The sequence below is a fragment of the Rubrivirga sp. SAORIC476 genome (assembly GCF_002283555.1).
GTDB lineage: Bacteria > Bacteroidota > Rhodothermia > Rhodothermales > Rubricoccaceae > Rubrivirga.
The window spans coordinates 29,074-44,130 of sequence record NZ_MVOI01000007.1; the positions used below are offsets into that span (position 1 = coordinate 29,074).

The 15,057-nt window shown below is 73.0% G+C and carries 12 protein-coding genes; all 12 read right to left on the minus strand.

The window, feature by feature from the left end:
• Window positions 1-170 precede the first annotated feature (170 nt).
• The 12 genes from B1759_RS15770 to B1759_RS15825 all read right to left on the minus strand — a co-directional run bounded on the left by B1759_RS15770 (window position 171) and on the right by B1759_RS15825 (window position 14,893).
• Window positions 171-674 (minus strand): hypothetical protein, encoded by a 504-nt coding sequence (locus B1759_RS15770; RefSeq protein WP_095516045.1) that lies wholly within the window; start codon window positions 672-674, stop codon window positions 171-173.
• Window positions 675-785: 111 nt separating this feature from the next.
• A complete protein-coding gene (locus B1759_RS15775; protein WP_158225307.1) occupies window positions 786-4,064 on the minus strand; it encodes a strawberry notch-like NTP hydrolase domain-containing protein in 3,279 nt (1,092 codons plus the stop codon).
• A 476-nt stretch (window positions 4,065-4,540) separates the two neighbouring features.
• On the minus strand, window positions 4,541-5,632 hold the full coding sequence (locus tag B1759_RS15780; RefSeq protein WP_095516047.1) for an acyltransferase: 1,092 nt from the start codon (window positions 5,630-5,632) through the stop codon (window positions 4,541-4,543).
• Window positions 5,633-5,705: 73 nt separating this feature from the next.
• Window positions 5,706-6,134 carry a hypothetical protein gene (locus tag B1759_RS15785; protein WP_095516048.1) on the minus strand — a complete coding sequence of 143 codons (429 nt, stop codon included), beginning with the start codon at window positions 6,132-6,134 and terminating at the stop codon, window positions 5,706-5,708.
• A complete protein-coding gene (locus B1759_RS15790) occupies window positions 6,131-6,787 on the minus strand; it encodes a class I SAM-dependent methyltransferase (protein ID WP_095516049.1) in 657 nt (218 codons plus the stop codon). Before B1759_RS15790 ends, B1759_RS15785 begins: the two co-directional genes overlap by 4 nt.
• Entirely contained in the window at window positions 6,780-7,007 is a 228-nt protein-coding gene (locus B1759_RS15795; protein ID WP_095516050.1) for a hypothetical protein, read from the minus strand. Before B1759_RS15795 ends, B1759_RS15790 begins: the two co-directional genes overlap by 8 nt.
• 3 nt (window positions 7,008-7,010) lie before the next feature.
• On the minus strand, window positions 7,011-7,559 hold the full coding sequence (locus B1759_RS15800; RefSeq protein ID WP_095516051.1) for a cupredoxin domain-containing protein: 549 nt from the start codon (window positions 7,557-7,559) through the stop codon (window positions 7,011-7,013).
• Window positions 7,560-7,580: 21 nt separating this feature from the next.
• Window positions 7,581-8,390: a M23 family metallopeptidase gene (locus B1759_RS15805; RefSeq protein WP_095516052.1), complete on the minus strand. Its 810-nt coding sequence runs from the start codon at window positions 8,388-8,390 to the stop codon at window positions 7,581-7,583.
• Entirely contained in the window at window positions 8,387-11,716 is a 3,330-nt protein-coding gene (locus B1759_RS15810; RefSeq protein ID WP_095516053.1) for an efflux RND transporter permease subunit, read from the minus strand. Before B1759_RS15810 ends, B1759_RS15805 begins: the two co-directional genes overlap by 4 nt.
• A 2-nt stretch (window positions 11,717-11,718) precedes the next feature.
• Window positions 11,719-13,146, minus strand: a complete 1,428-nt coding sequence (locus B1759_RS15815; RefSeq protein ID WP_095516054.1) for an efflux RND transporter periplasmic adaptor subunit — start codon at window positions 13,144-13,146, stop codon at window positions 11,719-11,721.
• Complete coding sequence (locus B1759_RS15820) at window positions 13,143-14,426, minus strand: TolC family protein (RefSeq protein WP_095516055.1); 1,284 nt, start codon at window positions 14,424-14,426, stop codon at window positions 13,143-13,145. The genes B1759_RS15815 and B1759_RS15820 overlap by 4 nt, the downstream gene beginning before the upstream one ends.
• A gap of 83 nt (window positions 14,427-14,509) precedes the next feature.
• Window positions 14,510-14,893: a hypothetical protein gene (locus B1759_RS15825; protein WP_095516056.1), complete on the minus strand. Its 384-nt coding sequence runs from the start codon at window positions 14,891-14,893 to the stop codon at window positions 14,510-14,512.
• Window positions 14,894-15,057: the final 164 nt, after the last annotated feature.

Consider the following 15,057-nt stretch of genomic DNA (forward strand, 5'->3'; position numbering starts at 1 on the left):
GCGCTGCGCCCCCTAATGGGCGCGGTCGCGGTGGAAGAGCGGACGGCTGCGGTCCCTGGAGGACCGCGTCCCGTCGCTCGCGGCGAGGCCCATGGGAGGCCTCGTGTCTGTGGCTCCAGGCCCAACCCGAAGCCGCGCCCGCCACCGCAGTAGCGGGCTAGGTACGGCGCTTAGAACGGCATCCAGTCGTCGGCCCCGACCGCCTCGGGCGACAAAGGGATGGCTTCCGGCTCCTCCTCGAAGTCGGGTACAGGCTCGTAGGCATCGAGCGCCGCCTCGGCCCGTGCGTATGCTCGCTCGTCGCAGACGGCCGACGGCAGGCCCGCGCCTGCGTCGTCGTAGCCGACGAGGTAGGCTTTCAGGTCGAGCCCGTACTGGCGCTCGAACCACCGGGCGTAGGCCCAACGGCTCGTGTGGTGGGCGCGCCACGTGAGCTCGGCGAACCGGAGCGGCGTCATGTGGTGGACGAGCCGTCTCTCTGTGGCGTCCCACGTGACGCGCGAGCCCGTCCGGTAGACCCACTCGGTCATCGGGCGCTCGCAGTACCCGTCGGCGAGGCAGGCCTCGTAGCCCGCTTCGTACGACGCCTCGAAGTGGTGGTCATATTCCGGCTCAGGCTGACACTGGCAGAGCAAGCGGTTGCATCCGTGGCAGAAGTCGCCAGGGCCAGGCATGGATCTCGACATGATTCTCAAAGAGGGAGAGTCGCAGAGCGGCCTCCGGCCGAGTGCCGGGGCCGCTCCTCACCAAAGGGGAGCGGCCCCGACGCAGGCTTTGCGCTCCTTTCAGGCGGCTTTGCGGTAGCCCACCCCTTCCCCTCCTCGGATTTCGACCACGGGCCGGTGCTCCGTCACCGCTCCCAGGACTCGTGCGGCCCGCTCGCCTGTCGGGACGAAGAACCGGGTGCGGAAGGCGTGGACCTCGGCGAAGACCCCATCAGCCTCCAGCTCGCGCATGGCCGCGTAGTCCGGACCCACGAGTTCGATCCGGGGCTCGTCTGCCACGCGTCGGCGGCGGAGCTGCCAGCCGTTGGCGAGGTCGGCCTCAGCCCCGGCGAGTAGACGCTCCGCCAGCGCCTCGGGCGAGATCTCGACGCGGTCGCCAGAGGCGCCGAGGGCCTTGAGCGTCGCGCTCAGGTGCTCGGGCATCACGGCCCGGCCGATCATGCGCTCGCCCGCGTCCGTCTGGGCGCGGTAAATGCGTGGGTGCCCCGCGATCCGGTCCCAGATGGGCAGGATGGTCCCGGTGACGAGGTGGATGGGCTCCGTGTAGAACTCGGGTGCGGCGTCGACGCCAGCGGCCCAGAGCTCCCGGGCCTCGTCGGTGGGAATGGGCTGGTGGCCTCCCTCCTCTCCGGGCCGGTTCAGGTCGGTCTCGTCCATGAGCCGATTCGACCGCACGCCGACGCGGCGGATGCGACCGACGACGCGGCCCGTCTCGGTCGTCCGGCTCCCGGCGCGGAAGAGCGCGTAGGGGTGGCCGCTCCGGCGGTTGACGACTAACCCGGCCCAGGAACCGAGTGCCTGCGCCTCCTTGGCCCAGCGCCAGATCTCATCCCAGTCCACGACCTCGGTCCGCCGGGTGAGCTCCAGCGTCACGACCTGCGTCGTCGCGCCCGAACGAGGATGGGTGTAGACTAGCCGCTCGTCGGTCTTGACGGTGCGCTCGGCACGGATCGTCTCGACGCCCAGGTCGAGCGTTCCGGCCTCGCGCGCCGCCTCCGTCGCTTCCTCGAGGTAGCCGTACCACGAGTCGAAGACCGCGTCCATGGCGCCCGTCTGGAGCGAGAGCAGCCGGTTTAAGAACTTCGGCACCTCGGGGACGGCCCCGACGTTCAGTTGCCCGTCGGCATCGAGCACTTTGATGCCCATCTGCTCCTCGACGAGCGCGGGCGTGACGCCAGAGGCCACGGCTCGGCCCTCGCCCCGGTAGAGGTCCACGAACCAGTTGTGCAGGCTCGCGCGCGAGAGCGGGGTCTCCAGGTTGAACTCGGACGAGAGCAGCCCCTGGCTCGCCGTCTGGCGCTGGCCCTTCGTGAGCGCGCCGAGCTGGTCGAGCCGCCGCGCGATGGTGGACAGGAAGCGGCGCTGGGCCTTGAGGTTGGTCGTGACCAAGACGAGCTCCGGTGGGCACGCCTGGTTGGCCCGGTGGACCCGGCCCATCCCCTGCACGCACCGGGCGCTGCTCCAGCCCGGCTCGACGCAGTAGAGGACCCGACGCTGTTGGTTGTCGGCCGCGAGGTCGGCGTGGTAGCTCCGGCCGGTGCCCCCGGCCTGGCTGAAGACGAGGACGCGGCGCTTGCCCGCCATGAACTCGTCCGCCTCCGCGTTGCACGTCCTCCGGGTTCTGCGCTCCTCGACGACCAGCTCGATACTGTCCACGGTCTTGGTGACGAACCGGCGACCACGGCCCGTCACCTCGGCCACGGCGTCGGGTCCGAAGTGGGCCACGACCTGGTCGAGTACGCCGTGCGGCACGGACACCGCCCCCACCTCCAGCATCAGCCGGTCCCGCGCGGCCACGGCCTCTGGCGACTGGACGAAGTCGCCCGCGGCGTTCTTGACCGGCCGCGATCTCACGCGCCCGTCGTCGTCCTCGTACTCCTCGTAGAGCGTGGTCGGGAAGCTGGCCTCGACGAACTGTAGGAGTTGGTCGCGCGGGGTCACGTCGAGGTCCCGTAGATCCTCCCCGTTCGCCACCGCCTTGGCATAGGCCCGCTCGGTGGCCGCCTCCATCGTGGACACCAGTTGCACGACGCAGCTCTCGCCCGCGACCAGCCGGGCCTCCATGTCCCGGATCAGGCTCGGCGCGCTCATGGACACGAGCACGTGGAGGAAGAACCTCTGGTGGGCGCCCCAGAACTGGCTGTAGGCCGCGGCCCGCGCCCGGCCGCACTTGTCGGCCTTCGTGACCTCGAGCGCGCTCTGGATGTTGCGGAGCACGACCTGCCACGCCTGGGCGCAGCGGTCGTAGGTCTGGGCTTGGTGCGGCACGAGGTCGTGGACGAGCGTCCGGTAGTCGACCCCGTCGTAAGAAACGCTCCGGGCGAGGTAGAGCCCCATCGACTTGAGGTCCTTCGCCACGAGCTCCATCGCCGCGATGCCGCCCGCGCTGACCTTCTCGACGAACGCCTCGACGGTCGGGAACGGGGTGCCCCGGCCCCAGAGCCCCAGGCGGGCGGCGTAGGCGAGGTTCGAGACCTCGGTGGCGCCCGTCGCGCTCGCGTAGACGACGCGGGCGTTCGGAAGTCGGTCTTGCAACTCGACACCCGCCAACGCTCGCTGCGAGGCCTTCTTGACGCCACGGCCGCCCTGACGGTCGAGGGCAGAAGCCATGTTGTGCGACTCGTCGAAGACGACGACGCCCTCGAAGTCAGGCTCGCCCTCGGCGCCCGCCAGCCAAGCGGTGACCTGTTCCAGCCGGTCGATGCCCGTCTCCACGCCGTCCCGCTCGCGGGGCTTGCCCTTGAGCGTGTCGTAGCTCGCGAAGCAGATGCCGTCGGCGCGCTGGATGGGCCCCTTGCACGCGCTGAGGTCGAAGACGAAGTCGGCCGGGCCGCCGAGGGCGGTCCAGTCGCGGACGGCGTCGCGCATGAGGCTCCGGTTCTCGCTCACCCAGAGGGCGCGGCGGCGCCCCTGGAGCACGTTGTCGAGGATGATCGCGGCCGACTGGCGGCCTTTTCCAACCCCGGTCCCGTCACCGAGGAAGAACCCCTGGCGCGGCCCGCCTGCCTCCCCACTCCCCGGTAGCACCTCGCTGTGCGCGGAGCCCGCCCGGACGACGGTCTCGAGTTGAGCGTCGGAGAGGTGGCCTCCTGTCACGAGGTGCTGGGGCAGCGTCGGGCGGTAGTCGCACTGCGGCGCGCTGGCCGCGGCCATCGCGGCCGACTCGACGAGGCGCGTCGGGTGGGGGCACGCGCCGGGGACCCGGACGCTCGGGCGGTAGGCGTCGAACACGGACGCCGTGAGCGCGCCCGCCTCGGTGCGCGCGCGGGCGGCCTCGACCGTCAACGGGAGAGCGTTCGTGAAGGGCCACGCCGACGCCGTCTTCGGGCAGACGGACACCGCCGCCCTCGGGCGGTGTGGTACGGCACCCAGAGTGGCGACGCGAGGGGCGAGAAGGGCGAAGAGGTCGAGCTGCTCGACCGGAGATGCTGTCGCGCGAGTTGCGACGTTTGAAACGGAGGGAGCCACGGGGTTTCCGGCTGGCACGAAGTGCGGAGCCTCTTCCTGGGACACTCCCCAGTGGGCTCCGGCCCGCCGCGTTGACGGGCTCGCCCAAAGGCCCGGCATCGCGGGGGACGCGGTGGCGACCCGGCACCCATCCTTTCAGATTGCACCCCCCGACTTTTCGATCAGCACGCCCGAACCTTTCGATTCGCCCCCCGAGGTAGATCCCGTCACTGTCCCCCGTCCACCGGGTTTGGGAGGCATCGAAGCCGGAGCCGTGGCTCCGGGAGGCAGACGCGGAGCCGCTCCGGGCACGAGCGCCTGCCGAGACGTCGCCCAGGGCTTCGACCCGCCGTTCTACGCTCGCCCCCTCATCCGACCGGCGCCAGCAGAGGCGACGGGACGTCGGACCGGCGCGGGGCCACCCGCCGACGGACGGCCAGCGTCGGCCGCTCGACGATGGCGTAGAACGCGCCGCCGACGGCCCCGATCGCGACGAGTGCGCCCGCCACGTGGAGCACCAGCGGCACGCCCGGGAGCGCCTCGGCCACGAGCCGGCGGTACACGTCGGCGACCACCATGTGGGTCATGTAGACGCTGTACGACGTGAGCGCGACGGCCCGGACGGCGCGCGACGCCGCAAGCGGGAGCGGTCGCCTGTCCGCCGTCGCGACTACGACGGCCACGAACGCCAGGGCCACGCCCGAGTAGGCGTAGCGGTTGAGGACGTTGACGGGGAGCCACGGGATCGTGGCGACGAAGACGACGCCTGGGAGCGCGAGCGCCCGCCCCGCCCGGCGGAGCGCGGGCCAGAGCTCCGGCCGCCGGTAGTACACGTAGGCCGCGGCCACGCCGAGCGCGAGCCCCTCCAGCCGCATGTGGGTCGCCGTGTAGTGGAGTCCCCACGGCGAGGCCCCTTCGGGGACCGTCACCACCCGGGCCACGAGCGAGAGCAGCGCGGCGGCCCCGAGCGCGAGCGGGACGCCGCCCCGGACGCGGCGCGCGGCCCCGAGTACGAGGGGGAGCCCGAGGTAGAAGTGCTCCTCGACGCAGAGCGACCAGCTCACGCCCCAGTACGGCATCCCGGTATAGTTCTGGACGAACGCGAGGTAGCGCCAGTCGAACGGGTCGGCGTTGTCGGTGAACGCCGCCCGGAGCCCGTACACCGTGACGAGGGCGACGAGGTAAGGTGGGATGGTCCGGAGCCACCGGCGCGCCCAGAACCGGCGGAGCCCGACGTCCCCGTAGCGGCCGAGCTCGCGCCAGTAGAGCCCGCCGACGAGCCAGCCGGAGAGCACGAAGAACAGGTCCACCCCGACCCACCCCGACTCGAACACGCGGGCCATGCCGGGGCCGACATCGAGGACCCCCTCGCCGACCAGGTTCACCGGGACCACGAGCGCGATGGCGACGGCGCGCAGAAGGTCGAGGTTCGCGACGCGCGAAGCAGCGGCGTCCTTCATACACGGTCCGGGGGGAGCGTGGAAGATGCCCACGGCTCCCTATGCCAAACCTGTGCGCCGCCTTAAATCCCTGTCAGGTAGACGGATCCGTGCGCCGCGTTGCCCACGCCGCGAGGGCGGGCAGGACCGTCACCTGGACGATGGGGAGCAGGCCGACGTCGTGGCCGGCGACGCGGACGGTCGGCATCTGGTCGGTGTAGGACCAGAGGTCGAGCCGCTGCGCGGCCCACTCGAGCCCGACGGCGGCGGCGAAGCCGACGCCCAGGAGCGCGGCGGTGCCGCTGGGCGTGAGGCGCCGGACGGGTTCGCGCCCCACGAGCCGTCCGGCCAGCGCGCCCACCCCGAGATTGATGGCGACGTCGCCGGCGGTGGCCGCGAGCATGAGCGCGTCGTGCTTGGGCTTCGGCAGGCCCGTCATGTCGTAGAACGGCGGGCACTGGGCGTATTCCCACACGCCGTGGAGGGCGGCGGACCAGAGAGCGAAGCGGGTGCGGGTCGTCATGAGATCGGGGGGACGCCGGCGCCGAGGTAAGCGCCGCCGAAGAAGAAGGAGCGGTCGGTGTCGAGCGGCGCGTACCGGTGGAGGACGGGCCGGAGGTCGCGGCGGGCCATCTCCCACGTCTCGCCAAGCGGCCTGGCGAGCGCGAAGGCGGCCGTCTGGACGAGGCCGGGCCACGCACGTGGGATGCGGAAATCCAGAACGGCGACCCGTCCGCCCGGCGTGAGCGCTTGGGCGGCGCGCTCGATGACGGCCTCGGGGTCCGGCATCATCGAGAGAGAGAACGTCGCGAGCACGCGGTCCGGCGCGCCGAGGTCGGCCGAGAGGGCGTCGGCGTGGACGAGCTCGACCTGGGGGAGGCCGCGCGTGCGCTGGCGGGCGCGGTCGAGGGCGCCGGACGACACGTCGAGGCCGACGACGCGCCCGCCCTCCCCCACCGCGCGGGCGAGGAGCGGGAGGTTCCGGCCGGTCCCGCACCCGACGTCGAGGACGGCGTCGCCGGGGCGGACGTGGAGCGCCTCGATGGCCGCGCGCCGGTAGGCGCCCGCGCGGAAGCCGACGAGCGGGAAGGCCGCCAGCGCGAGGTCGTAGCCGCGCGCGGTCCGGTCGTAGACCTCGCGGACACGCTCGGTCCAGTCGGCTGGGGAGTCAGGCATCGGCGTCGGCGGGCGTCCAGAGCAATGTGGCGGCGAGAGCGCGCTCGGCCTTGGCGGCGTCGATCTCGTCGCCCAGGCGGTCGATGCGCGCGAGCGCGAGGCGCCGGACGACGTGGGCGGCCTCGCCGAGCGGGGCGCCGGCCAGTCCGTCCACGTCGAGACCGAGCGCCCGGGCCGCCGCGAGGAGGCGGTCCCGGTCTACGTGGGTGTCGGCGGGCACGGGTCAGGAGACGACGGCGATGGTCCCGCGCTGCATGTCCATGCCGCAGACGAACTGGACCTCGCCGGCCTCGGTCGGCGTGAACTCGATGGCGACGGGCTCGCCGAGCGGGAGGTCCGTCGTGGGCACGTCGTAGGCCGGGAGCGTGATCTGGGACGAGCACTCGTCCTCGACCGTCCGCGTGAAGACGAGGCGGGCGGGGACGCCGGCCTCGAGGGCGATCTGGCGGGGCTGGTAGCCCATGCGCCCGGCCTCGACCTCGACGACCTGGACGCCGTCGACCATCTCGGGCGCGGCGGCCTCGCCGTCGCCCGAGGCCACGTGCTCGTGCTCGGCGCCGTCCATCATCGTGCCGTCGGGCATCTCGTGCATCTTGTCGGTGGCCTCGGCGCCCATGCCGGGCATGTCGGCGCGCTCATCGGTCGTCGGGACAGGGTCGACGACTTCCTGGACAACTCCGCCGTCGCCATCTCCGTCGCCGCAGGCGGCGAGGGCGAGGGGGGCGACGAGCAGCGCGGCGAGGATGGCGCGGTAGGGAAGGAAGCGGGTCATGGTGTTGGGGATGTTGGGGGGTTAGGGGGTACGAGTGAGAGCGGGGAGGTCGGGGTAGTCAGGGAGGACGAGCTCGGGGGGCGCGTCTTCGGCGGTGTCGAGGGAGTCCGGCAGGGGGTCGGCCGCTGGCGCGGGGACGTCGGGAGTCAGAGGCACCAGGGAGCCTGTGTCCACGGCGGGTGCCGTCGGTCCGGACCAGCGGGGAGCGGGCGAGGCCGCCTCGGGGAGACGGACGAGGCGTGCGGGGTCGAGCGGTCGGCCGTCGGCGTCGCGGACCTCGAAATGGAGGTGGGCGCCCGTCGAGACGCCGTCGCGGCCAGGGCGCCCGCCGCTGGCGCCCAAGGCGACTCCGCGTGCGACGCGGAGGCCGAGGCGGAGGTCGGCGTCGACGGAGGCGAGGTGGGCGTAGCGCGTGCGGACGGGCTCGCCCGCCCCTCCGATCCCGGCCGGGTGGTCGATCTCGACGACGAGCCCGTAGCCGGGCTGGCGCCCGACGGAGCGGACGACGCCCGGCGCGACGGTCCAGACGGCCGTGCCCTCGGGGACCGCGAGGTCGACGCCGTCGTGGTGGCGGACGCGGCCCGAGACGGGGTGGACGCGCGGTCCGAACGGCGAGCTGATAGGACCCTGGACCGGCCCCATCGGGAGGCGGGCGCTGAGCGCGGGCGAAGCCTCTGGCGCCAGAGGCTCCGGGGTGGGAGCCGCCAGCGAGACGGGGCCGGCCTCTGGCGGCGGCGCGACCGGGCGGTCCTGGGAGGCGAAGCGCTCGGCGGTGAAGCCCGAAGCGAGAAGGACGGCCACGACGGCCGCGAGGCGGAGGGGCGGCGTCATGGCGCGGGCGGGGCGTCGTGGGTGCTGGCGCGGGGCGCCAGCGGTTCGAGCGCGAGGTCGTCGGTCGCCAGCCCGTCGCCGGGCGGCGTCTCGCGGAGCTGGCGTCGGAGCCGACGGCCCTGGACGACGGCGTAGAGCGCCGGGATCATGACGAGCGTGTGGACCGTCGAGGTGACGAGCCCGCCGACCATGGGGGCCGCGATCCGCTGCATGATCTCGGCGCCCGTGCCCACGCCGATCATGGCGGGCGTGAGGCCGAGGATCGTCGTGAAGACCGTCATCAGCTTGGGCCGGACGCGGTCGACGGCGCCCTCTTCGAGGGCCGCCTTGAGGCGCGGGACGGACGTGAGCCGCCCAGACTCGCGGTAGCGCCGGACGGCCTCATCGAGGTACACGTGCATGACCACGCCGGTCTCGGCCGCCAGCCCGGCCACGGCGATGAGCCCCACGCCGACGGCGATGGAGAAGTTGAACCCGAGCGCGAGCATGAGCCAGACCGCGCCCACGACGGCGAACGGGAGCGGGATCATCAACAAGAGCGCCTCCTCCGCGCTCCGGAAGTGGAGGAACAGGAGGAGGAACACGATCGCGAGCGTGACCGGGACAAGCACCGCCAGCCGTCGGTTGGCCCGCTCCATGTACTCGTACTGGCCGCTCCACTTGATCGAGTAGCCCGGCGGGAGGTCGACGGCCGCCGCGACGGCCTCGCGGGCGTCGGCGACGTACGAGCCCACGTCTGCCCCCTCCTCCAGGTCGACGTAGACCCAGGCGTTGGGGCGGGCGTTCTCGGACTTGATCATGGGTGGGCCGCTCGCGAACTCGAACGTCGCCAGCTCGCCGAGCGGGACCTGGGCGCCGCCCGGCGTCGGGACGAGCACCTGGCGGAGGGCGGGGAGGTCGTCGCGGAGCGCGCGGGGGTAGCGGACGTTGACGCCGTAGCGCTCGAGCCCCTCGACGGTCGTCGTGACCGTCATCCCGCCGACGGCGGCCTGGAGCACGTCCTGCACGTCGCCCGACGTGAGACCGTATCGGGCGGCGGCGAAGCGGTCGACCTCGACGTCGAGGAAGCTCCCGCCCATCACGCGCTCGGCGTAGGCGCTCCGCGTGCCGGGGAGCGCGGCCACGGCCCGCTCGACCTCTTGGCCGAGCCGTTCGAGCGTCTCCAGGTCCTCGCCCGCGATCTTGACCCCGACCGGCGTCTTGATCCCGGTCGCGAGCATGTCGATCCGGGTCTTGATCGGCATCGTCCAGGCGTTCGTCAAGCCGGGGAACCGGATGGCCGCGTCGAACGCCCGCGTCAAGCTGTCGCGGTCGACGCCGGGGCGCCACTCGTCCTCCGGCTTCAGGATGATCGTCGTCTCGATCATCGAGAGCGGGGCGGGGTCCGTCGCCGTCTCGGCCCGGCCGACCTTCCCGAACACGCGCTCGACCTCGGGGAAGGTGGCCAGGATGCGGTCGGTCCGCTGCAGGATCTCCTTGGCCTCCTGGGGCGAGACGCCGGGGAGCGTCGTCGGCATGTAGAGCATGTCGCCTTCCCAGAGCGGCGGCATGAACTCGGACCCGATCTGCGGGAACGGGACGTAGGTCTCGCCCAAGAGGAGCCGCTGAACCGGGAGGACCGTCACGAACAGGAGCGAGAACCCGACCAAGAGCACCGCCTTCGGGTGGCGGAGCGTGCCCCGGATGACGGGCCGGTAGGCGCGGATGAAGAACCGGGCGACGGGGTTCTGCTGCTCCGACCGGATCTTGCCCTTGACAAACACGGCCATGAGCGCCGGGACGAGCGTGACGGCCAGGATGGACGCGGCCGCCATCGAGAACGTCTTGGTCAGCGCGAGCGGCCGGAACATCCGGCCCTCGACCTGCTCCAGCGTGAACACGGGCAGGAAGCTGACCGTGACGATGAGGAGCGAGAAGAACAGCGACGGCCCGACCTCCTTGGCCGCGTCGATGACCGCGCGGACGCGCTCCGAGTCCGCCAGCGGGGGCGGGTCGCCGCTGGCGGCGCCGTCGCCCGAGGTGCTCCGCTTCGCCTCGCGCGCCCGCTCGATGTGCTTGTGGGCGTTCTCCACCATCACGAGCGAGGCGTCGACCATCACGCCGATCGCGATGGCGATGCCGCCCAGGCTCATGATGTTGGCGTTGATCCCGAGGAGCCGCATCACGCCCAGTGCGATAAGGATGCCGACCGGGACCGTGACGAGGGCGACGAACGCGCTCCGCACGTGGAGGAGGAACACCATGACCACGAGCGCCACGACGAGCATCTCCTCCCAGATCGTCGTCGTGAGCGACGAGACCGCGCTCGCGATGAGCTCGGAGCGGTCGTACTCGGTCACGACCTCGACGCCGGGCGGGAGCCCGTCCGAGACCTCGGCGATCCGGGCCTTGACGGCGTCGATCGTGGCCTGGGCGTTCTCGCCCGAGCGCATGACGACGATGCCGCCCACGACCTCGCCCTCGCCGTTCACGTCGGCGATCCCGCGACGGATCTCCGGCCCGAGCCGGACCTCGGCGACCTGGCCGATCGTGACGGGCGTGCCGCCCTCGGCGTTCAAGACCACCTGCCGGATGTCCTCGACGCCGGTGAGGTAGCCCTTCCCGCGGACGATGAACTCGCGCTCGCCGAGCTCCAAGAGCCGCCCGCCCACGTCGCGGTTCGAGCGCCGGAGCGCCATCGCGACGTGGTTGATCGGGATCCCGTAGGCCGCGAGCGCCTGGGGGTCGACGACGACCTGGTACTGTTTTTCGAACCCGCCGACGGTCGCCACCTCGGCCACGCCTTCGACGGCCTGGAGCTCGTACTTGAGATAAAAATCCTGGACGGACCGGAGCTGGGCGAGGTCGTAGGTCCCCGTCGTGTCGCGGAGGCTGTACTGGTAGACCCAGCCGACGCCGGTCGCGTCGGGTCCGAGCGCCGGGGTGGCCTCACTCGGGAGCCGGTCCTGGACCTGGCTGAGGTACTCGAGCACGCGGCTCCGCGCCCAGTAGAGGTCGGTCCCGTCCTCGAAGATGACGTAGACGAAGCTCGTCCCGAACATGGAGTAGCCCCGGACGGTCCGGGCGCCTGGGACGGAGAGCATGGCGGACGTGAGCGGGTAGGTCACCTGCTCCTCGACGATCTGCGGCCCCTGGCCGGGGTAGTCGGTCCGGACGATGACCTGGACGTCGGAGAGGTCCGGGATCGCGTCGACGGGCGTCGTGAGCGTGGCCCAGGCGCCGAGCCCGGCCACCATCAGCGTGACGAGACCGACGAGGAGCCTGTTCTCGGCGCTCCACTCGATGAGGCGCTCCAGGGCACCGTCGCGGGTCTTGTGGTGCTGCATGGTTACTCGGTCCCCATGTCCATCTCGCCCATGTCCATCCCCGGCATCGACTGCATCGCGCCGAGGGACGCCGCCAGTCGGGCCTCGGAGTCGATGAGGAACTGGGCGCTCGTGACGACGCGGTCGCCGGGCTCGACGCCCGAGAGCACGCGGACGAGCCCGTTGGCTTCCTCGCCGAGCGTGACCGGCTGCGGCCGGAACCGGCCCTCGCCGAGGGCCAGGATGACGGCCGCCCCGTCGCCGTCGCGTACGACGGCCTCGGCGGGCACGACCGGGCCGACCTCCGAGAGGTCGCCGTAGAGCGTGGCCGTCGCGAACATCCCGGGCCGCAAGCGGCCCCCGGCGTTGGGGACGGTGATCCGGGCCGTGCCGGTCCGGGTGGCCGGGTCGAGCGTGTCGTAGACGTAGTCGACGCGGCCCCGGAGCTCCTCGCCGGGGAACGCCGCCAGCGTCACGACGCCGCGCGTGCCGGTGCGGACCCAGCCGAGATCGCGCTCGGGGACATCGACCTGGAGGTAGAGGCTCCCGAAGTCGACGATGTCCATGAGCGGCTGGCCCGGCGCGGCCTGCATCCCCTCGACGATCCGGCGGTTCTGGACCGTGCCCGAGGCGGGCGCGAAGAGCGTGATCCGCTCCCGGATCATCCCGCTCCGTTCGACGACGCTGATCTGCCCCGCCCCCAGCCCGAAGAGCCGGAGCCGCGTGCGGGCCGCCTCGACGAGCCGGTCGGCCCCGTCGCCGCCGCCCAAGAGCTCGCGGTTGCGGACCGCCAAGAGCAGCTCCTGCTGCGTGGACACCAGCTCGGGGCTGTAGATCTCGAGGAGCGGCTGGCCCTGGCGGACCCGCTGGCCCTCGGTGTCGACGTAGAGGTTCTCCACGAACCCGCCGACGCGGAGCGTGACCGTCTCGCGCGCGGCGTCGCGGGCCTCGAAGGTGCCCGTCGTGCGGAGCGTCCGCTCGAGCTGGCGCTCCTGGACGACGGCCGTCCGCACGCCGATGTTCTGGAGCGTGACCGGGTCGATCTCGACGGTCCCGGCCGGGGCGCCGCTCACGGGCACGGGCTCGAGGTCCATCCCACAGATCGGGCACGTTCCCGGCTCGTCCTCGACGATCCACGGGTGCATCCCGGACTGGTAGACGACGCCGTCGCCGTTGAGGTCGAACTGCGCGAGGCCGCCCTGGGGACCGTCGCCGGAGGCGTCCGCTGCGCCGCCGTCGCCGGGGGCAGCGGCGGGCGGGGCCTCGGCGACGGCGTCAGAGCTGTCGCCGCGCGTGAGCGCCCAGGTGAGGCCGACGGCGACGACGAGGGCGAGGAGGGCGAGCATGACCCAACGCGCGCGGCGGGGGCGGTTGGGGTCCCGGGGCGCGTCGGCGTAGGCGTCGGCCGGGTCGGTGGCCTCGGGGGCCACGCTTGGGGCGTCGGTGATCATCGGGCGGGGGGTCCGAGGAGGGGGGCGGTGGCGCCGAGGGCGCGGGCGAGGTCGGCGGCAGCGTCGAGGAGCCGGGCGCGGGCGTCGACGAATCCGAGGGCCACGGAGAACCGGGCGCGCTCGGCGTCGAGGAAGGCGAGGAAGTCGAGGGCGCCCGTCGTGTAGCCCGCGAGGGCGCTCTCGACGGTCGTCTCGGCCTGGGGCACGAGCGTCTCGCGATAGAGCGCGACGGCCTCGGCCGCGCGGCGGGCGTCGGAGAGCGCGTCGGCCACGTCGGTCTGGACGGCCGTCTCGGTGGCGGCGAGGCGGGCCCTCGCGGCCTCTTCGCGGAGGCGGGCCTGGTCGAGCCCGGCGCGGCGGGAGGCCCGGTCGAGCGGGATGCGGACCGACGCCATGAGCCCGAGCGCGTCGCGGCCGGTGGCCGTCGGCGGGGAGTCGGCCTGGGCGATGTCCGTGTAGACGACGCCGAATCCGAGGTCGGGGTAGAACGCCTTCTCGGCGAGCGCGACGTCGGCCTCGGCCGCGGTGATGCGAGCCTGGGCCTGGGCGACCTCGGGGCGCGTCTCGACCGCGAGGGCGGCGAGGTCATCCGCCTCGGGGAGCGCCGGGACGATCGCAACGACGCGGCCGACGGTGAGGGCGGGCCGGTCGAGGACGCGCGCGAGCGTCTGGACCGCGGCGTCCCGCTCGCGGGCGAGCGTGATCAGGCGCTCGTCGAGCCGCTGGCGCTCGAGCTGGACCTGGAGAACGGCGCCCTGCGGCCCGCGGCCGACCTCGTAGCGGACGGCCGCGGCCTCGGCGAAGGCGCCCAGGCGGGCCTGGAACGCACGGACGACGTCGGCGGCCTCCTGCGTACGGACGAGGTCGGCGTAGGCGCGCGTGGCGCGGCGCGCGAGGTCGAGCGCGGTCGCGTCGCCCCCCCAGCGGGCGGCCTCGGCCCGGGCGTCGGCGGCGTCGCGGCGGAGCCCGAGCGTGCCGGGCCAGGGCAGCATCTGCTCGACGCGCCACTGGGATCGCTGTGTGCCCCGCGCGGTCAGGATCGGGTAGGGCGCGACCATGACGGATGCGGTCGGGTCGGGGAGCGCGCCCACCTGGTCGCCGCGCCGGGCGAGCGCACGGGCGTCGAGGCGCTCGGCCGCGAGCGTCGGGTTGTCCGCGTAGAGAGCGTCCAGGACGGCGCCGAGGCGGAGGGTGTCGGGGGCCTGAGCTCGCACGGTGGGGACCGCGGCGAGAGCCAGGGAGAGGAGCAGCGCTAGACGGGCTGCGGCGAGGGGGGGCATGGTCTGGAGCGGACGGACGACAGCAGGACGGGCGCATTAGCGCCGGGCGCAGAGGCGCGGCGCGGGGGCGCAGGCTGTCGGGCTCAGACCAGCAGGACCGAGAGGGCGAGGTGGCGCCGGGGGCCGGGCGGCGGTCCAGCGTCGGGCGGCGCGGCGGCGGGAACGACGGCTGGGGGTGCCAGCACGGCGAGCGCGGCGGCCACGACCGGCTCCAGAGGGGCCGGGGGCGCCGGGACGACGGCATCGCGCGGACCCTCGGGCGCACTGATGCAGCACGTTGACGTGTCGGCAGGGGCCCCGTCGGGAGCCCCCGACGGCGTCGTGTGGCCCATCCGCTCGCAGTGGCTCCGCGTGTCCTCGCCCAGCGCGTCGGCGACGGCCGCCGCGGCGGGGCCGACGGCCGCTGCAAGGAGGACAGCGGCGAGAAGGGCCGCCAGCCCGCGGAACGGGTGGGTGGGACGAGTCATGAAAGGGATGCAGGCAGTATCGGCCATTTATTCCGCCGCTTGCCTTAAATGCCGCTCAGGTAGAGCGGGATGCACGCTCCGTTCACAGACGCTCCGCTCGGCGCGCGTTGTCAGAATCGGCGTCCCGCTGGTCCGGTAACGGACCGGGCCCCGGAGCGTCTGTC